At 45.2% G+C, this 20,553-nt stretch carries 16 protein-coding genes; 8 read left to right on the top strand and 8 right to left on the bottom strand.

Going from position 1 to position 20,553, the window contains the following annotated elements:
• Positions 1-577 precede the first annotated feature (577 nt).
• From J2T16_RS24885 to J2T16_RS24910, 6 genes are all read right to left on the bottom strand, one after another.
• The gene (locus tag J2T16_RS24885; protein WP_154891696.1) at positions 578-745 is read right to left on the bottom strand and encodes a DUF3934 family protein; all 168 of its coding nucleotides are present in this window, start codon (positions 743-745) and stop codon (positions 578-580) included.
• A gap of 140 nt (positions 746-885) precedes the next feature.
• A complete protein-coding gene (locus J2T16_RS24890; RefSeq protein WP_499019448.1) occupies positions 886-2,106 on the bottom strand; it encodes an MFS transporter in 1,221 nt (406 codons plus the stop codon).
• Positions 2,107-2,127: 21 nt separating this feature from the next.
• Complete coding sequence (locus J2T16_RS24895; protein ID WP_154985244.1) at positions 2,128-2,733, bottom strand: TetR/AcrR family transcriptional regulator; 606 nt, start codon at positions 2,731-2,733, stop codon at positions 2,128-2,130.
• A 129-nt stretch (positions 2,734-2,862) separates the two neighbouring features.
• On the bottom strand, positions 2,863-4,014 hold the full coding sequence (locus tag J2T16_RS24900) for a S1C family serine protease (protein ID WP_221788491.1): 1,152 nt from the start codon (positions 4,012-4,014) through the stop codon (positions 2,863-2,865).
• A 12-nt stretch (positions 4,015-4,026) separates the two neighbouring features.
• Positions 4,027-5,166, bottom strand: a complete 1,140-nt coding sequence (locus tag J2T16_RS24905) for a hypothetical protein (RefSeq protein WP_499019449.1) — start codon at positions 5,164-5,166, stop codon at positions 4,027-4,029.
• Between the two features lie 417 nt (positions 5,167-5,583).
• Entirely contained in the window at positions 5,584-6,009 is a 426-nt protein-coding gene (locus J2T16_RS24910; RefSeq protein ID WP_145414606.1) for a VOC family protein, read from the bottom strand.
• 275 nt (positions 6,010-6,284) lie between these two features.
• Here J2T16_RS24910 and J2T16_RS24915 point away from each other — a divergent pair, with 275 nt between their 5' ends.
• Positions 6,285-7,040: a class I SAM-dependent methyltransferase gene (locus J2T16_RS24915; protein WP_221788487.1), complete on the top strand. Its 756-nt coding sequence runs from the start codon at positions 6,285-6,287 to the stop codon at positions 7,038-7,040.
• Positions 7,041-7,162: 122 nt separating this feature from the next.
• On the opposite strand, the gene J2T16_RS24920 is transcribed toward J2T16_RS24915, so the two are convergent.
• The gene (locus tag J2T16_RS24920; protein ID WP_221788485.1) at positions 7,163-9,328 is read right to left on the bottom strand and encodes a penicillin-binding transpeptidase domain-containing protein; all 2,166 of its coding nucleotides are present in this window, start codon (positions 9,326-9,328) and stop codon (positions 7,163-7,165) included.
• 175 nt (positions 9,329-9,503) lie between these two features.
• Here J2T16_RS24920 and J2T16_RS24925 point away from each other — a divergent pair, with 175 nt between their 5' ends.
• The 5 genes from J2T16_RS24925 to J2T16_RS24945 all read left to right on the top strand — a co-directional run bounded on the left by J2T16_RS24925 (position 9,504) and on the right by J2T16_RS24945 (position 16,501).
• On the top strand, positions 9,504-9,908 hold the full coding sequence (locus J2T16_RS24925) for a CBS domain-containing protein (protein ID WP_090923108.1): 405 nt from the start codon (positions 9,504-9,506) through the stop codon (positions 9,906-9,908).
• Positions 9,909-10,293: 385 nt separating this feature from the next.
• Positions 10,294-12,570, top strand: a complete 2,277-nt coding sequence (locus J2T16_RS24930; RefSeq protein ID WP_154891690.1) for a glycosyltransferase — start codon at positions 10,294-10,296, stop codon at positions 12,568-12,570.
• A gap of 18 nt (positions 12,571-12,588) precedes the next feature.
• A complete protein-coding gene (locus J2T16_RS24935) occupies positions 12,589-13,785 on the top strand; it encodes a carbohydrate binding domain-containing protein (protein ID WP_221788484.1) in 1,197 nt (398 codons plus the stop codon).
• Between the two features lie 41 nt (positions 13,786-13,826).
• Positions 13,827-15,248, top strand: coding sequence for an MBOAT family O-acyltransferase (locus tag J2T16_RS24940; RefSeq protein ID WP_221788482.1), 1,422 nt, complete (start codon positions 13,827-13,829; stop codon positions 15,246-15,248).
• 14 nt (positions 15,249-15,262) lie between these two features.
• Positions 15,263-16,501, top strand: a complete 1,239-nt coding sequence (locus tag J2T16_RS24945; protein ID WP_336121093.1) for an alginate O-acetyltransferase AlgX-related protein — start codon at positions 15,263-15,265, stop codon at positions 16,499-16,501.
• A 76-nt stretch (positions 16,502-16,577) separates the two neighbouring features.
• On the opposite strand, the gene J2T16_RS24950 is transcribed toward J2T16_RS24945, so the two are convergent.
• Positions 16,578-17,027, bottom strand: a complete 450-nt coding sequence (locus tag J2T16_RS24950) for a hypothetical protein (protein WP_154891686.1) — start codon at positions 17,025-17,027, stop codon at positions 16,578-16,580.
• A 200-nt stretch (positions 17,028-17,227) separates the two neighbouring features.
• On the opposite strand from J2T16_RS24950, the gene J2T16_RS24955 reads away from it, so the two are divergent.
• Both J2T16_RS24955 and J2T16_RS24960 read left to right on the top strand, forming a co-directional pair.
• Positions 17,228-17,830 (top strand): hypothetical protein, encoded by a 603-nt coding sequence (locus J2T16_RS24955; RefSeq protein WP_499019450.1) that lies wholly within the window; start codon positions 17,228-17,230, stop codon positions 17,828-17,830.
• A 214-nt stretch (positions 17,831-18,044) separates the two neighbouring features.
• Positions 18,045-20,276 carry an S-layer homology domain-containing protein gene (locus J2T16_RS24960; protein WP_221788476.1) on the top strand — a complete coding sequence of 744 codons (2,232 nt, stop codon included), beginning with the start codon at positions 18,045-18,047 and terminating at the stop codon, positions 20,274-20,276.
• Positions 20,277-20,553: the final 277 nt, after the last annotated feature.

Genomic DNA, 20,553 nt, shown 5'->3' on the forward strand with positions numbered 1-20,553 from the left:
CCAAAAACCTTCACGTCATTCTGCAAGCAGAATGTTTACTCACTCGTTGTTCAGTTTTCAAAGATCAAACTTGTTCTCGCTACCGAAACCAGTTCATTTCAGCAACTCTTATATAATATCATGTCCGAACCAACTTTGCAAGTTCTTTTTTTAAGTTTCTTTCGAAGCTTGTTTTCAATGGCTTGCCGCACCGTGTAAGCTGTGTTTTCTTGGCCGGAATAAGAATATACCATGTATCGATCCCTCTTGTAAAGTGTTATTTATGAATTTATTAATTCCATATTACGAAATTACTTTTTGATGGTGGATATACTCCATATAAATACACTATGTCTTAAAGTCACATTGTCTTATGATACCTGCCGCTTACCTTAAGACCTAAACGAAATAGTGTACCTTTATATTCACATCTCTCTATATAGTAGAAACTTCTTAAATGTCTGATCCTATAAATGCCCCTTCCCCTATGCCTGCATAAAAAAACAACAGTTCTTCAGATATGAATACCACATCCAAAAACTGCTGTTTCTCTGAAAAACTACACACTTGATTCCACTCCGCCTCTTCCCCTGTCCATTTAGTTGGACTTATCCGTAGCAGACTCAGCGTTTTCCTTATTCTTGGTTCCCTTGCTTTTATAAGGCTTAGGAGCACTCTTCGCTCGGTTGGCACTGGCTTGCCAGCGATTCCAGCCTTTCTTGCCTGTTCCGCGGCCTGTGCCGCCCTTACCTTTTGCTTTGCTCATGTTATCACTCCATTAATCCTGTCTATGTCTAAAAATGATCTTCCTCGGTAATGTTCCAATGTAACTCAGCCCATGTGGTTCACTTCCAGCATTTCTTATTATACCAAACTTGAAGTGTTCACGTTTTATATTTAGAAGAATTACACTTGAACCTTAGGTTCTTGCACCGATTTAACACTTCTTAGCACACGTAAGGATAATAAGAAACAGATGCCAAGTACCGCCGCAGCCGATACATACGGATAGTTAATATTCACATCAAACAACGCTCCAGCTACGATGGGTCCAGCGATGTTGCCCAGACTTGTATACGCAGAATTCAGCCCAGCCACAAACCCCTGTTGTTCTTCAGCTAGCTTGGACATCTGCGTACTGATTGCAGGGCGTAAAATATCCATTCCCAAGAAGACGATAAACGTTACAACAACAATCAACCAATACGTGTGAACGAACAAGGTTAGTAGTACAAATACGGATACAAACAGCAAACATACCGTGATAACCTTCTTTTCCCCAAATGTGTTCAGCAACCAGCCAATCAGGGATACTTGCACAACTGCTCCAGCAATGGAACCAAATGTAATGATAAACGCGATATCTTTGGTCGTGAAACCAAACTTGTGATCCACAAACAGGGAGAATACCGTCTCGTAGTTAGCCAAACCAAAAGCCATAACAAATACGATGATTAGACTGAAAAAGTAAGGTTCCCGGTAAGAGTTGATAAGCTGAGATACCATACCTGGTGCTTTTACTTTTGCCCCGCTAGTTTCAGGTGTAGTCTGCTCACTCGCGCTACGCTCGGATTCAGGCAAGATAATCAGTGTAATGATTGCAGCGAGCAAACCCGCAACCCCTGCCGCATAAAAAGGAACCCGTATGCCAAACTCGGCAATATAACCGCCAATTCCTGGCCCGATGATAAAACCTGTTGTAATGGCCGCATTAATAAGCCCCATGCCTTTACCGCGTTCTTCTTCCGTTGTGATATCAGCCGTATAAGCCATAACCGCAGGAAAGATCAACGCCGCGCCAATACCGCCCAGCATTCGGGCTGCGAAGAGCAGATAAGGCGTATTCACCGCACCGAACATAAATTCTGATACCGCAAAGATCAGCATCCCGAATACGATAATCTTTTTGCGTCCCCACTGGTCTGACCAACGACCTGCTGCTGGAGAGAACAAAAACTGTGTGAAAGAGAACGCCGCGAACAGAAGTCCCATCGTAAAGCCCGTAATATGAAGCAAGTTCATGTAAGCAGGCATGATCGGCACAACCAGACCAATACCCATAAATACGAGAAAAATATTCAACATCAACAGCAGCAACGCGCCCCTGTTACGTGTCAGTAAAGCCATGATTCCATCCTCCATCGTTGTCTAATTATGCTGTTTATCCTTGGCAATCCCGTGCAGAAATACACTGGCGGCCTGACGATACAACGCAAGAGCCTCGCCCGGTTCCAGCTTACGCGACATTTGACTAAGCCCTATAATGGTACTTTCCAAAATCAACGCAAGATGCTCTACATTCTGATCATTGAACTCCCCGCTGTCTATTCCTTCTTGAATCAGCTGCTTATTGAATTGGATGTGCCGCTCAAACAATACTGCGATTCGTTCTTCAATATCATTCTCTTTTTTCTCTCCAGTGAAGAACTCATCAGCCGCTTTTGTTAAAGGATGGTTGATATCATCCATAATGAGCTGTTCCGCCAGGCCATAGATTTTCTCGGTGGAAGTGTGATACAGATGCACTTTTGACTTCCAGCTCGCTTCCCACTCCCGATCCCATTCATCAATGAGATAGAGGAAGAGCCCTTCTTTGCTTTTGAAATGATAATATATATTTCCCTTGCTACTTCCAGTCGCCGCGACGATGTCCTCAATAGACGTTGCTTTATATCCTTTTTGTACAAAAAGGGCTTTGGATGCATCCGCAAGTTTTTTCTTGGTCTGCTCGGACTGGAGCTGCTTTTTATTCAAACTCACTCACTTCACTCCATTCTTATATACTGAACATTCGTTCTGTATTCTAGCAAATATATGTCTAATCCGCAATATAAAAAGGAGAACCCACCATGTGGCAAGCCCTCCTTTTATTCACGAATCCATTTATTTCTTCTTTTTACCCTGTCCATGTAATATCTTTAATTGGCCATTCTCGTATCCGACCTGATATGTCACGTTATATTGAGTCGTTACGTATTCCCCATCCTTGCGCTCCTCGGCAGCGATCACACCGCTCACTTCCATCTCTTCCTTACTCGTAGTCGCAGACGAAATTTTCTCCACACTAACATAGCTCGTATACGTATAGCCTTCACGAAATTTAGCGTAACTTGTGCCCTTCTGCCAATCACTTCCGAGCAACGCATAGGCAGATACATAATCACTCATGTTCAGGTAGTTGTAAAAATCAGCAACCAGTGCTTCCGCTTCAGATAAAGCAGCGGACGACGTCTGCGAAGATGAGTCCCTTACCGTTTGTGCCCCTTTGGTATCAGGTGAGCGCTCTGACCATTGTTGCACCTGCTTCAACACACTGATGATAGGAATGCTGAACCCCAGTCCACCTTCCTGTTTAACCACCGTCGAATTAATCCCCAGCACTTCTCCCGTTTCGGCGTTGATCAGCGGACCGCCGCTGTTACCATTAGTAATCGGAGCAGATATCTGATACAAGTTGGTATAAATATAAGGCGGGATTTCAAAACTGCGGTCAAGTCCGCTAATAATACCGGTAGTCACCGTATTCTCAAAACCAAGCGGACTACCGAGTGCCAGAATTTCATCACCAACCTCCGCTTTGGCTGACGCAATAGGCAGAGGTTCCATTTTCACAAGATCAGGGACTCTGACAACAGCAACATCCGTCTCTTCGCCAAAACCAATCACTGTACCCCGATATTCCTGATGATCCAAGGTGCGAATCGTCACTTCTTTGGAACCCTCGACGACATGCGCATTAGTGATGACATCGCCCTTGTTATTATATAAGAAGCCTGAGCCCAGACCATCGCTACTTTCAATCGTAACTACTTTTCGCTGACTATCTTCAATAATCTGTTTACGCGTTTTCTTTTCTGTGGTTTTAGATGTTGTTTTTGCTTTGGGTTGATCCGCCTGTTTCGAGGAAGCCACAGCCAGTTTGGGAGCTAGCGCCATCTCAACTGCTGTATGCTGGTGAATCCAGAATACGCCTCCAGCACCAGCACCAATAATTATTGCACTGGAAATGATCGTTCCCCATACACGTTTGCTCATTTTGTCGTCCTCCTACTCCACATACCATGATGCATTCGTAACTGTCACATTCGCGGCTTCATATACCCCATAATAGTAGGTTTCAAAATATCCTTCTTCGCCTACATCCAATATAGCTGGGTATACATAAACATCTGTCTCACCGATGTAATCGCCGTTGGAGGCATTGATGCTAACGATAAGCGCCACGGATGATATAGGGCGTGTTCCCTGATTAAACACCGCCCCGCTGATATACAAGTCTCCATACTCATCCAGCTTAGCAGACAGATCCGTTACGTATACAGCCCCTGTACGATTGCGAAGTTCCTCTTCAGCTGCTTGCTGTTCTGCAAGTCGAATACGTTCTTCCTCCGCTTTCTCAAACGCTTTTTTCTCACGCAATACTTCATCCCGGTATTTCGTCAGCTTCTGATCCTCGGGCGCATAAGATAATCCGTTGTCCACGGTTTGCAGCGCTGCTGTAAAATCATGCTTCTTCACCTGCTGCTCGGCCTGCTTGTAACTGATACCTGCCAGCTTATCCGTAATCTGTTTCTTCACAACTTCGGCTTCCTTACCGTTCAGCTTGGAGATCGTTTTGAGTTTTTCAGCGAGTGCCTCGACGGTTGTTAACTGATCAATTTCCTTTTTCACTTTCAAAACAGCCAGGGTTACCTTCCGATTGTTCAAGGCTGACCTTACCTTATCAAACACCGGCTCTTGGCGTTCGTTTAATGTTTTAGTCGCGGTTTGAATCATTTTGTCCGCTTCCGACAGCTTACCTGTTTTGAGCAGATTCGCGGCTTCGTCCATTTGTTTTAGTAAATTATTTGCTTGCTCTGTAATTTTACGATCCTGAACGAGTGCTCCTACATTAGGTCTTTGAGCGAGGGCTTTGTCCAGCAAATCCAGAGCTTCTGAATATTTCCCGTCCAGTGCAGCCTTCTCTGCCTCAAGATGCAGTGTCTTCACATGAGCGTTAATCAGATTCTCCTGATTATAATAATACGCTAACAACGCCCCCATAATTGCTGCAAGTAGCAGTGGGATAATCCATACAAATGGACTGCTCTTGCGCTTGCTCACCGTTCCGGTTGCAGATGCATTACGTGGCTCCAGTCCTGACGGCTCCGACCAGATTTGCTTCTCTGTGGAGCTATCTTGTTTCAATCGGGTTCCACACTTCTGACAGTGGTCCTCCCCAGAACTATTTTTCGTGCCGCATATGTGACAATACATCCTGATCCCTCCAGCCTAAACGTATGTAAATTTAGATATATGTTATCTTTTGTTTTTTCTGTTGTCGTTCTGTTACTTGATATCACTCCAGAATATGTGTTGCCTAATCTCGGGGTGAATCGACATTTATCATATAGCAAAAAGGTAAAATGCACCATATATTCTGAAGGAAAAATAAGATATGTAGTAAGGATTCATGCTGATCACTCATTTTGTAGCCTAAAAAAAGACCTTCCTGTTTTCAAGGAAGGCCTTCATGTATATTCCGCAAATCCATCTGATGCCGATCTATTTAGTTTCATTCATTTATCCATTCAGCGATAGTTAGAGGGCACAATTCATGCTGATCTATTCGGGCTGGTTCGAAGGGAACGCGCTCAAATTGATATAAGAGACTTCCCATAGATGGTTGTCCAGGTCTTGAAAACTCCGTCCATACATGAATCCATGATCTTGAGGTTCGTTATATTGCTTCGCTCCAGCATCAAGGGCAGCTTGTACAATCGCATCCACTTCTTCACGGGAAGCAACAGATAAAGCGACGATCACTTCTGTTGTCTCAGCCGCGTTCGCGATTTTTTTCGTGATAAAGGATTGAAAACGTTCCTCCACCAGAAGCATGGCAAAGATATTTTCTCCGACAATCATACAGGTAGCCTTATCGTCCGTAAACTGGGCATTGAATTCAAACCCCACTTTCGTAAAGAAATCAACCGATCTCTTCAAATCCTGAACTGGCAAGTTAACAAAAATCTGATTAGCACGAACAGCCACCATTGATCACCTCGGATTCCTGGAATAGATTCCACCCCAAAATATCACCTCGCGTATGCGCTGTCAATTATGTATAATGGGGCTATTCCAACATGTGAGGTGAAAGGGATGTTGTTTCCAATCGTTCGAAGTAATTAAATGTCGGGCTGGATCAAAACGCGTACCAGCTACCAAGGGGTAGGTCTGTCCTTTTGAGCCTGTTCGATGTGTAGATGAACGATGGTTGAAAACAACAAATCCTAAATAACACATCACATACTGGAGGAAGAATTAATATGACAAAACAGTGGGATTACAACACATTTTATGAACGTGTCGGTCAACAAAATGGATGGGATTTCAGCACGATGAAGGTGATCTCTGAACCCACCGACTGGGAATTCTATGATGAGGTGACTCGTTGCACCCAAACATCAGATCTGCTGCTGGACATCGGCACAGGTGGAGGCGAAGCCGTGCTCTCCATTGCTGAACATGCTCATCTGCTTGTCGGCATCGATTTGGCTCATGGAATGATCGAGACAGCTCAGCGAAATTTAAAGCGAACTAAAAAATGCTCCAATGTGCGATTCACTCAGATGGATGCGGACAACTTACAGTTTCCAAAGTCATTCTTCAATATTGTTTCTTGCAGACATTCCGCATTCTCCGCGTCAGAAGTGTACAACGTTCTCGCAGAGGATGGTGTATTCCTGACCCAGCAGGTCAGCGAGCACGATAAATTGAATGTAAAGCAAGCATTTGGACGTGGACAACATCTCGGCATAGAGCCCGGAACACTCTTGGAAAAATACAAACAAGAGCTGCAACATGCAGGTTTCCGGCACATCGAGGTCCGTGAATATAATGTAACCGAGTATTACGCTACACCTGAGGATCTCTTGTTCCTGCTGACACACACGCCTATCGTTCCTCAATTCGGAGAACTCGCGTCCGACCTGGATATCTTTGAACAATTTGTTCAAGATCACCGCGACGAGCAAGGGATTCGCACCAACTCGGCGCGGTTCATGATTACAGCCAGAAAATGATCTGAAATCCATTATGAAATTTTAGTATATAAAGTAAAATGAAAAACGCGTCTTGGCGACCATTATGGTTCAAGCCAAGAACGCGTTTTTTGGTTATTTCTTATCGTTGCCAGATTTCATAGTCACGGCTCAAGCTGAAGTTTCTCCAAGAATGGCTTCAAGCGATCCACCACATAATGGCTGCCACCCCGCCCGTTCACCTCTTCGATTACGGCTGCCAACAGGAACGACGGCGATTCGGTATCAAAGGTAACGAAAAATCCGTTCTCCTGACCTTGCTCACCCTTCTTCGCTTTCAGTTCGGCCGTTCCTGTCTTGCCTGCAAGACCGCCAGCAATCGAGCTGAGGGCATGTGCCGTTCCGCCTTGACGAGACACCACCTGTTTCAGTGCGTCAGTAACGGTATTGGCTACATCCGGTGTGATAATCACCTCAGGATCGGGGGTCTCTTTTCCAACAATCAATACAGGCTTCACCAGCTTGCCTTCGTTCACAAACGGCGTAAACGCAGTAGCAAGATGAATCGGCGACATTAACATCTCACCTTGACCATACGAAGTGTCGGCTAGCAGTACCTCGGAAGAAAGATCCCTGTGCGCCTCATTTGCATACTGACTAGGTTTCAAATAGAGTTCATCCAGCCCGAAATTGTCACCAAACCCGAACTTTTGAATGCCCTCGATAAACTTGGCGCTCCCCATCTCAGTCGCTTCCATTGCAAAATAAATATTGTCGGAGTATACGAGGGCATCCACCATATTTACAGGACTCAGGCTTTTCACCCGCTTGACGTAATATCCACCCCAGCTATCATTCTTCCGCCATTGCAAACCAGAAATTTCATGGGTTTTGTCCGGTGTGGTCACCTTCTCCATCAACCCCGCAGCCGCAGTAATCGCCTTGAAGGTTGAGCCGGGAGCATATCGTGTCGTTACTCGGTTGATAAAAGGAAGCTTCTCGTTCGCCGAATAGGCATCCCACTCGGCCTGCGTCAGACCGGTAACCATTTTATTCGGATTGTAGGAAGGCGCACTCACCATAGCAAGCATATTTCCGTCCTTCGGATTCATCATCACCATCGCTCCGGCATCGCCGCCACCCGCCAGCGTCTGATACAATCTTTGTTGCTGTGCGGAGCTGATGGATAGTTGCACATCCTTACCGTCGACTGCATCTTTGCGGATCAATTCGGAACGCGTGTTGCCCGCTTCATCCGTAATTTCAATTAAACCGCCACGCTCTCCGCGTAGCTGCTTCTCCATAGACTGTTCCAGTCCGGCTTTGCCGATCCAATCTTCCGCACGGTAATACCCTTTGGTATCTTTGTCCAAGTCTTCCTTCGTGGCCTTACGCACATATCCGATCAGATGTGCCGCTGCTTCACCAAGCGGGTAATACCGAATTTCCTTACTTTGCAGAGCAACTCCGCTAAGAGAAGAAGGTACATCAAATTCCTCTGTCGAGCCCATTGGCACAAAAAATTCCGGTTTCACCCATGTCTGACCAAGTGTCTTCTGAATGGCTTCTACGGACACCTTGTAATGTTCCGCGATGCGTGCAATCATCTGATCCGAGTTCTCTCCGAGCTTCTCGGGTACGATGCCCCACTCATTCATTGTGCCCTGGGTCGCAAGCGGCAACCCGTCACGATCTACAATATCCCCTCGATTCGGGAATAACGTCTTCACCCGAACTTTGCTACCTTTCACCATGTCACTGAGGATCAGGGACGGCTTCCAGTTAATCTGCCAGACTTTGCTCCCGTCCTCCAGCTCCTGTCGAACTAAATTAAGCGTATGTGTCTCGTTGACTTCGCCTAAAAACGTGGTCAGTTGTATATCATAATCGGTTTGATAAAGATCAGGATTACTAGCCCCTTGTTCTGCCTGATTCGTTCCCTCTTTGTCCGTTGTTGCTTGTGATTCAACTTTAGTCTCGGTTCCACTTTCAGTCCCTGTTGTTTGAGCGCCAGAGTCAGCTTCCGTTCCTGTCGTATTCGCTGCTGTCAGCTCAGCTTTAACAGCAGAGACCTGCATACCCGAGTAGATTGCATTGTATTTCTCAATAAACTGTTCCTTAGACATGCCTGCCTCTGTCAACGAAGCAGGTGACATCAACGAATACAGCTGGCCGAACTCTTTCTTTTGTAAATGCTCTATGTACTGATTCACAGTTGTCTGCGGTTTCGGTTCCTCCGGTTTGCTATTCTGCATATAAAGATACATTCCAATACCGCCTGCAAATAGAATCGGCAAGAGTCCATATAATAATTTACGTTTCGATTTCATGTCACATCACCTCTACTCTATACTATAAATTTCCTGCGCCGATTAAACAATGTGACAAATCTGATGAATTTGTCATTAAAAATAGCCTTAAGCTCACATAATATGTTTAAATAAGAATAGTGAATTACATACTAAAGCTTTTTTGCGATGCAAAAGGCTGAAAAGGAGCCCGATGATGGAAATCAGCTATTTTTTACTCCCAAAAGCCGAAGTGGCCTATATCGAGTCTACCGCTTCCATGAAAGATGCTATTGAGCAGTTGGAATCGCACCACTACACCGCCATTCCCGTAATTGATCCGGATGGAAAATATGTTGCTACTCTGTCCGAAGGTGATCTGTTATGGAAAATGCGTAATACGCCTGGATTAACATTTGATAATATGGACCAAGTGCAGGTCGATGAGATTAGCCATCGTGTCTATAATGAGTGCGTGTACATCGAAGCAGAGATGGAGGATATGCTGACTCTTGCGGCAGACCAAAACTTTGTGCCCGTGGTGGATATAGATCGGGTCTTTCTTGGAATCATTCGTCGTAAGGATATCATTGAATATTACACCCGCAACATATCCGATTAATAAATCTCGGGTAGCATGGAAGTGCTACAGTGAGATTACGGTATCTGCAAAAGATCAACCAAAAAAGGCGAGCCCATAGGCTCGTCTTTTTATATGTAATCATTCCACCAACGCAATATTTTCCATATTATGGACTTAAAATAAAAATGTTGCTAATTTCGCATGAAATAAATACAGTAATCTTCATGATTCGACATATTTCGTCATTAAAAGACTGTATTTAAACACCAAAACATGTCGTTCCCATCACATATAATGGATCAATTCACATTCTCATTTATTTCTTTTGTTCAGAATTCGTTCAGAATGCTATTGTACGATAGACATATGGTTAGACTTGATGAACGTTGATTACTTTCACCAATTATAGAGAGAGGTATGCACCTTGAATCGTTTAAGCACACGCAAAAAAATGCTGGTTACCGCAACGGTGATCATGTCTTGTATTTACGTCATATGGCGTACCTTCTTCACCATTCCTTTCGGCCATGGCCCGCTTGCCGTGACCGCCGGTCTTGCCCTCCTGATTGTCGAACTCATTGGTATGTTTGAACTCGCTGTGCATTTTTATAACATGACCCGGCTTGAATATCCTGAACTTCCTGTCGTTGATGAGTCATTGTATCCTGACGTTGATGTTTTTATAGCTACATATAACGAACCTGCATCCTTGCTTTTCAAAACGATTAACGGCTGTCTCAATATGGATTATCCGGACCGCTCCAAAGTACATATCTACCTGTGTGACGACTCCAATCGTCCCGAGATGCGAAAACTGGCTGATCATATGGGGATTAACTATCTGACCCGGACAGAGCACATCCACGCCAAAGCTGGAAACTTGAACAACGCCATGAAACATACTTCCTCCCCTCTAATCGCCACGTTTGATGCCGATATGATTCCGAAGCATGATTTTCTGACGTCCTGCGTGCCTTATTTTCTGACAGGAGAAAAGATTGGCTTCGTGCAAACTCCGCAAAGCTTCTATAATCCCGATCAGTTTCAATATAATCTGTATTCCGAAGCTCGAATTCCGAATGAACAGGACTACTTCTATCGCGATGTGCAGGTCGGGCGGAACAAGTCCAACTCCGTTATATACGGCGGAACCAACACGGTACTTTCGAGGCAGGCACTCGAAGATGTGGGTGGTTTCTATACTGGTTCCATTACAGAGGATTTTGCCACTGGCATTGAAATGCAGAGCAAAGGGTATCGCTGTTTTGCCACCAATAAAGTACTTGCTTCCGGACTTGCTCCCGGTGATCTGAAAAGCCTGATCAAACAGCGCCAACGCTGGGCACGCGGATGTATTCAAACGGGCAGAAAAATGAATATCTTGTTCAAGCGCGGACTTACGTTTGCCCAAAGACTGAATTATATCTCTTCTATAACCTATTGGTATTCCGGTCTTAAACGAGTGCTGTATATCATGTCACCCATTCTGTTTGCTGTGTTCGGTGTGCTCGTGGTGAAGTGTACCATTTTGGAAATTCTCGTGTTCTGGCTGCCGATGTATCTATTAACGAATATGTGTCTGCGCATGTTGTCAGGTAATATTCGAACTACGAAATGGACGAATGTATACGAAACTATTCTTTTTCCTTCACTGCTACCTGCGGTCATTCTGGAAACACTGGGCATCACCATGAATAAATTTGCAGTGACTCGTAAAGACGGTGCTCATAACGATCGTAGCTACCAGCTCAAACAGATCATTCCGCATCTGATCTTGGCTGTGCTCTCTATAATCGGCATCGTCAACTGCATTCACTGGACATTTAGTCAGGGCACCATTGGATTTCTCGTTGTTCTATACTGGCTGTTGATTAATTTCTACAACATTATGATGTCGATCTTTTTCCTCAGCGGACGTAAAGTGTTCCGCAACTATGAGCGTATTCTGGCTGCTGTGGACTGTACACTAACGACTGAAGGTGAAACGCTGTCCACGGTTACGCATGATATTTCGGAAGGCGGGATCGCCATCGTACTGGATACACCGAGATACATCCCGAGCGAAGCCGAATTTGCTGTACGTCTGGTAACGGATCATTATTCAAGCGAGTTTACAGCCAAGGTAACTCACGTAACTTCATTCGGTAATAAGTGGAAGTATGCATTTAAAGTGCACGAGATTACAGAACAGGATAAGCGTCAGTTGTTACATATTGTGTATGACCGCGAGCCTACGCTTCCGCAGAAGCTGGATAAAGATATCAGTACATTTGAGGACATCCGTCTGAATTTTGTAAAACGCGGACAAGTAGGCCTCATGTCCAACCGCAAGCTGGCACGCATTCCGCTGAACCATGAACTGGACACACCCGAATATGGAACCGTTATGCTGATGGACTTTAACTATGAATTTTTGCTTTTGAACATATCAAGGCAGGAATTGGTCTATGAGCTTCGTTTGCCGCTTGCCGAGGGACTCGTTCTTGACTGTATGTGGGTAAAGTCGATGCGAAGCAAACATGGCATTCTGTACCGGATCAGAAATATTCAGGACATTGCCCGAAATGGACAAATGCCTGAACTGGAAGCTCTTTTGAAACAATGGAATGTGGCGTATACCGAGGCAGACAAACCGAAACGCCCAGTACAGAATAAAAGCTTCATCTCGAGTGATGAACTCGACGAGATGGCCTATTTATAACATGGAGGCACAGAACGCATGAGTACGAAATGGCAGCAATGGCTGCTTGTCGCAATCCTCACAGGTTTATCAGGTTTATCAAGCTTATACCTCATCACTTCTACTGCTTTGGCTCAGCCGGATCAGTTGCAGTGGAGCGAGAGTTCTATAAAGGTATGGAATAATGGAGCCAAAGTGCAGTCCAAGCTGAATCGTAACGGCAGCTTACAGATTAACACCTCGACAGAGGAACTACAAAAGGGCTATTACTCCGCCTATGTGTATGAGCTGCAGAACAGGGACTGGTCAGGCTACAGCGAATTAAGGTTCTCGATTCGCAGTGATTCCGATCAGACGCTGCCACTAAACGTTGTCATTACACGAACGGATCAATCGGCACTAACAGTAGCGGATCAACGCAATGTCATCCTCATTCCCAAAGCAACCAAAGAACCGAAGCTGGTTCATCCCGTAGATGGGTTGATAAGACTGGAGCCCGGGTTTGAGGGGGAGGTTCGTGTTCCCTTTTCCAGCCTCATGGTTCGAAATCATGCAGCTACGGTTGGCCGTGTCACACCAGAGAAAATGCTGAGCTGGGGCATCACAATGACCACGACTGAGAACGCACAGCTGAATTACCGCGTTGGAAATATCAAACTGGTACCTAGGAAAGAAGCTGTTGCAGAAAACCAATTATCTTCTGTAATGATCAAAGGTGATGAACGAGTCGTGAAACCGGTGGCCGGTGAATCGGTTGCAACGTATACCGTTAGTGGCCTACAGGCGAGAGCATCGAAAGCTTTGGAAACGCCAGAAGTAGAAGTGAATTTCCAGCTTGCTCATCCTGTACAGGGTGTAACAATCACAACGGGTGGCCTACTAACCATTGGAACGGACGCCGCAAAAACCGATTCGGTGACTATTCGAGCGCTGGTGGATCAAAAGTGGAATCTCGATTATAACGTTAAACTTGATCGTTCCACGGCGATGCAGATGAAGGAAGCGGATGGAACGCCGCGTTTCATTCCCTCACCTGATCAGGTTCCCAAAGTCCTTGAACCTTCCACCGTATGGTTACAACCATGGATGGAATGGATGATCCGAATCGGCCTTCTTCTGATTGGACTCGCGGTGGTTATTCCATATTGGCTCTGGCGCAAACTTCAGCACGGCTCACAAGCGGGGAAGCAACGTTCGATGAATCATCGCAGGTCCAAGCGGATATTTAAAATGTAGCTTTTTTATTTCATCATTAACATCATCAAGGAGGAAAGGCAGTGCTCTTTTCCAGTGTAGTCTTCTTATTTTATTTCTTGCCGCTTGTGCTCGGGCTGTATTATATATTGCGGTTTTCTGTGACGCTGAAAAATATGTTGTTGCTTGTGGCAAGCCTGTTCTTCTACGCATGGGGTGAACCACGCTTTGTGCTGGTTATGCTGGTCTCCATCGCACTGAATTACGTTTTCGCACTGCTCGTGGACAAGTACCGGGATCGGCGCACTGCCGCTTATACCGTTATCACCGTGATGCTAGTTGCCAATCTGGGTATGCTGTTTGTTTATAAATACCTGGCGTTTGCCCTGCGCATTGTCAATGAAAGTACAGGCTTTGGCTTCAGCATTCCGCATATTGCGTTGCCGCTCGGCATTTCCTTTTTCACCTTCCATGCGATCTCCTACGTCATTGACGTGTACCGCGGACATGGAAATGTGCAGAAAAATCCGTTTTATGTCGCCCTCTATATTTCCTTCTTCCCTCAGCTTGTAGCTGGGCCCATTCTGCGTTACAACATGATTGCGGATCAGATGATGCATCGGAAGGAAAGCTGGGACAAGTTCGCGGTCGGCTGTTGCCGGTTTATTGTGGGTTTGAGTAAAAAAGTGCTGTTATCTAACAGCATGGCCATTGTGGCCGATCATGCATTCAGCATGGGCGGAACAGGCGATATCGCTTCAAGTCTGGCTTGGCTGGGAGCGATTGCCTATACATTGCAGATTTATTTCGACTTCTCGGGTTATTCGGATATGGCGATTGGACTCGCACTTATGTTTGGTTTCAAGTTTGAAGAAAACTTCCGGTATCCGTATATCTCACGCTCCATCACCGAATTTTGGCGCCGCTGGCACATCTCGCTCGGCACCTGGTTCAAGGAATATGTCTACTTCCCGCTGGGAGGATCACGCGTTAGCAACAAGGATAAAATGATCCGCAATCTGCTGATTGTCTGGGGACTGACGGGCATCTGGCACGGTGCGGAATGGACATTTGTGATCTGGGGATTAATCAACTTCGCGTTCATTGCACTCGAGAAAATTTTCAACCTGGATAAGAGCACACGGTATGCTCCGCTCCGACATTTCTATGCCATGTTTATCGTAGTTATTGGATGGGTGATTTTCCGTTCACCGGACTTGTTACAGGCTGGCAACTACCTTGGCAATATGTTCGGACTGTATGGTAACGGGTTCTGGAGTAATACGACCTGGATGTTCATGAAGGAATATGCCCTTTTCTTCATTCTAGGCATTCTGTTCTCCACACCACTTGCCTTACGGATGAACAAATGGATGGTGGATGGTGTACGCTTCGGTAAACCGCTTGAACTGCTTTACCCGGTGACCATTATTGCTCTGTTCCTTGTATGTGTATCCTATTTGGTCAAAGGAACATACAACCCGTTCATATATTTTAATTTCTGAGAGAAGGATTTCATATGCATAACTTTTTTGCCAAAAAGAGAATGACCGCCTTCCTCTTCATTCTTGCGCTCGCCACGTTCTCGATCTTGAATATGATTCATTCTTTCGAGCCTTTGAAAAAAACACTGGCGTCAGCGGACTACCGCTTCTCCAATGCCAAAGGTATCATCAACGAACTGGATGCAGATATCAATGAGCACGTTTTTGAAAAGTTTGGATTCGTGGAAGCCTACGGATACTTGCAGTCACTCATGTGGAAGAACGAAGAGAACAACTTCGAGGTCGTCAAAGATACGGAGGGTAAGCTTCACTATACGTATTTCGCCACGGGGCCAACGGATACGAAAGAACTTTCTGATCGGGTTGCCGAGCTAGGGGCACAATTGGGGTCAAAAACCAAGCTTACGTATGTTATGACACCTGACAAATATGTACGTGGCTATACAACATTTCCGGAAGGCATTCCTTATAACTACAATAACGAAACGGCCGATGGTTTTCTGGATCATCTGAAGCAGAGCGGAATCGACACGTTGGATCTGCGCGAAGGATTATTGGAGAGCGGCATACCGGCGAAGGATTTGTTTTTCACAACCGATCATCACTGGAAAATCAAAACGGCCTTCTGGGCCTTCGGCCAGCTGGTTCAACATCTGGACGGGCTGTACCATAAGCCGCTCGATCCCGAGCATTATTTTACAGACATGAATAACTACAATGTAATCCCTTATAAGGATTTCTTTATCGGCTCACAAGGCCGCAAAACCGGGAAATTGTACGCCGGTGATGATGATTTTGACCTGATTTATCCGAAATTCAAAACCAACTATTCTTTTTATTTTAAAACAGGTGAGACGGAAGCTACCTTAAATGGTCGATTTGAGGATGCGTTGCTTACGACATATCCCCTGAATGTGAAGGGTGCTCCCTACGACCTGACAGCGGACAAATACTTTACGTATCTGTATGGCAATCAGGGAATCGTACATGTGACGAATAAAGACAATCCAAACGGACTCAAGGTCATGTTTATCAAGGACTCCCTCGCCGTACCTATGATTTCTTTTCTCTCGACGGTTGTCTCGGATGTGTATCTGATTGATCCAAGGTATTATCCGGGTGACATTATAGATTTTGCGAAAAAGACCGACCTGGATCATGTCTTCGTATCGATCTCACCTCAAGATCTCGTCGATGAGTTTTTCCCTTACGGGAAGAACAACGTAGAAGGTCCATTCACCAGCTCTAAGTAAAATATCGTTCATCAAGTTGGAACATGCAAAAGGGTACTGCCTTGGCCTTCATAGCCACGGGAGTACCCTTTTACTGTTACAGTGTGGTCACTTCCGCCAAACCGAAATACCACTCCAGAAAGGCATTGAAATCCGCCCATTGCGGCTTGCTCTCTCCATTCAGGAAACGTTCGATGGACTCCCCCAGTTCAACCAGCACAACCTCGTCGGTCTGGCGATTATAGAAAAATCCACCTTCCCCTTCAAAGCTGTCCAGCGGAATATATGCCTCTGGTAACCCCAGTGTAAGTTGCGATATATGCATATCCTGCAGGTATACGGTATTCTCGATCACCCAGCAGATCTGGTAGAGCTCCTGATGCCGACTATAGAATGTCGGTCCATCCTCTGCATGAAGGTAGAATTGTGCAAAATCCGAGTTCAGATCCATGTCCAGCTTACGCAATGCTTCCTCATATTCAGCCGGCACGTCTTCATGCCACCAGCCTTTTACGCGGCAATGTTCAATGACTTTAGTGGATAACATGTCTAGCCCTCCCGTTCATGAAGCCATACCTCATGTATATGTCATTGATAATGTAGAATACCCTCTACACTATATCCTCTGAAATCTCCCGCTTCAAGTTAACTGATGAATTTGTATCTTGATATTCCTTCCATATTAAGGTGCAACTTTCTCCCGTAAACTTCGTCCAACTAGATGACTATAATTCAAAGGAGATGACTATGCGAATAAGTTGCAACCCCGGTTTTCCCGGAAGCATGATCGGTTCCATTGATCTGAGACCAACCAAGCATAACCAGCCACCGTCCACGACAAGTCAAATTTCACAGTATGTTGATTCTGAACTGATTTCTATTCCCTATGTGACCGATCCGGAATTTGGATCACACTTTAATACGATGAAGATCATGAAAGGTACATATCAGGAAGAATTCAACGAAAGCTATGACGTCGAATTTACGATCGATGTAGATCAGAAAGGTTATATCACGCAGTTTGAGCATACCTTCCCACTGGAACGTTACATTGATCTGATTCGAACCCAGTCGTACCGGGTCATTCAGACGAACTGGCGCGGCCAGTCCTTTCATGTGATGACCTACAGTTATATGGATGAAGTTATTAATCCGAACAATGTTATTTTCCGCTGTACGAATGCAGAGGATGTCTTCGTTGTGGCTGAGCTGGTTCGTTTTCGTGAAGGTAAAGACATTGAACTGAAAGGGCCTCCCTCCCTTCACTTCCGTGCATTGATCTCGGCCAGGGACGACCTGTATCCCATTGACTATATGTGCCAGCCCGATTACGATTTAAATCTGGAATGAACGAGTTGGATATGAGCGATATGAAAGAGGAGCATACGTTATCCTGCATCTAAGGATAGCCTGTGTTCTTTTTTTAATCCTTTCATTCTGGATTCACCCTAAGCAAAATCAACGAAACAGACGATAACATATATACATAAAGTTACTATACATAAAGTTACATTTGCGTATCCCTTTGGGTGTGCACTGAAGATGAGAGGAGTTTTAAAGATTTATGATGGGTACAAAAATGAAAATCAGTTCGTTGCTTGCACTGCCACTCGCTGGCCTGTTATTGCTTCTGGGCGGAACGCAGACCGCTCATGCAGAACAGATCGATAGCTTGCTTCCCGAGCGTAGTCAGCAAGAAATCGACCAAAAGTGGAATGAGTGGATGAGGGTTGATCAAACACTCCCTATGTTTACCGAAACACCTTCCACCGTTTTCCCTTATTCTGCCGGACTGCTCAATGAGAGATATCTGGAGCAAGGTCTGAATGCTGCCAACTTCTATCGCTTTATCGCAGGCATGTCTGGAGACCTGGTACTCGATCCGGCTTTGAATATGCAAGCCCAGCACGGAGCTGTTGTTGTCTCCACCGGAGGGCAGCTTAGCCATTCCCCTGAACAACCGGCAGATATGCCGAAGGATTTTTTTGATAAAGGCTATACCTCAGCTTCCTCGTCTAACCTGCATGTCACCAGCAATGGCAAATCCAATGTACTGGCCGGAAGCATCAAGGGCTACATGAATGACTCGGATGCATCCAATATTGATCGGGTGGGGCATCGCCGCTGGATATTAAGCCCGAAGTTGCAACGAATCGGATTCGGACTGGCTGCCCATCAAGAGGAAGAACAAACTCGTTATTATAGTGCCATGCAGGTCTTTGACCAAAGCAGAACTCAAGTTGCACCTTATAACTACAGCCTGTTTCCCAACCAAGGCGACTTTCCCATTGAAGCCTTCGGCGCGCTTCAAGCCTGGTCCGTTCAATTAAACCAGAATGTGTTCGCAGAACCTGAATTGGAAAAGGTTCAAGTTGAGATGATCCGAACCTCTGATCAACGGAAGTGGACGTTCCATCAACCAAAAAAGTCTGAGTTTCCTTTGGAATACTACAATGTAGACCCTTCCAATAGACGCTGGTTTGAGCAGGCCTATTTTAATGTCGAGACATCCAATTTCGGCGATAACAGCGCTATTATTTTTCGTCCTGACGATGTGCAGTTGTTGAAAAACGGTGATACCTTCCAAGTACATATTACAGGTCTGCAAAAGAAAGACGGCTCTCCCGCTGAAATCTCCTATACGACACGTTTCTTCCATGTAGACGGCGGGCAGGATCCGACTTTAACCAAGATTACACCTGCAAAATCAAATCTAACTTTGCGAGTAGGAGACACTGTAGACACCCCCTCCGTAACAGCGATTCTTGGGGATGGAACGTTATACTCTCCATTTTCCAACCTGACCTACACAACATCTTCGGATAAGATCGCGATCCAGAATGGCAAAATTGTCGGAACAAAGGTCGGTAAAACCGATTTACGAATCCGTTTTGCCGGGAAAGAAACGGTTGTCACGGTCATAGTCAAAAAAATGCTCCATTATACAGATATTCAGGCTCACTGGGCTAAAAATGATATACTGTGGGCTATTCAGCAAAATATGGTTACCGGGTATGAAAACGACACCTTCAGGCCCAATGCTCAGGTGAGCGAAGCCGAGTTTCTTTCCATGCTGTTTAATATGTATGCCGACTCCAAATACCTGCGGTATATGGATAAGACCGATGCTCCGGGTGCGAACTGGAGTGATCGTTACTATACCTATGCATCCAGACTCAATCTTCCTCTAGAGGCCAGCATTCGAAACCCTAAGCTACGCAATCATGCGCTGAATAGAACAGAGGTTGCTATTATTGTAGCCAGTCTTGGCGGTAGAAACTATGTTAAAGATGAGGACAATATTCAGTATTTGCTGAACATGGGATACTCCTCTGGCAAAACATCAGCTACAGTCGAAGGTTATGCTGGCAAGGAATTATTTACACGCGCAGAAGCTGTTGTATTTCTGAGGAACTTGAAGGGAAAAGGATTTCAGCCTTGGGGTAGACCTGAACAAGTCACCGCAACAGGCGACAATGAGAAACAAGGGAACCTCCCGGATGGTACAGTTCAGGCCGAATATACGGTGGATCACATCTTGACTTTGCGAGGTACGTTTAAAGCCTATGCCGGTCACACCATTCCGATTGATATCAACGGACCAGCACCAGAGGTACTGCCTATTCAGACCGAAAACGTAACGCTGGATGCAGACGGAAGCTTCAAACTAACGGTCAAGGTAAATGAACAAAACACCAAACATCTTAACCTGTACTTGAATGTAAAAGAAGATTACTCCTACTTTATTCGTGTAGAAGAAGGAAAAATGGCCATTAACGAATACACTGAGAATTAAGAACGTTAAGAACAGCATCGTTAAAATAGCATTAGACTTCGGGTTCCGGTTAAACTGAAACAGCACCTTACGAACAAGCAAGCATGGGAGATCGTTATCCGGCTTGTACGTTTCGAGAGGTGCTTTTTTCATGGAATCAACTGCTCATTTACGCATAACTTCATCCAATGGTACAAAAGGTTCATTTTATTAGAATCAACTAACTAATACATCCTCTACTGTCGATAAAACACAATGAAAGTATATTATTTACATTTTAGAAGTAGAAGGAGATTAG

The organism is Paenibacillus intestini, assembly GCF_030803945.1.
GTDB classification, from domain to species: domain Bacteria; phylum Bacillota; class Bacilli; order Paenibacillales; family Paenibacillaceae; genus Paenibacillus; species Paenibacillus polysaccharolyticus.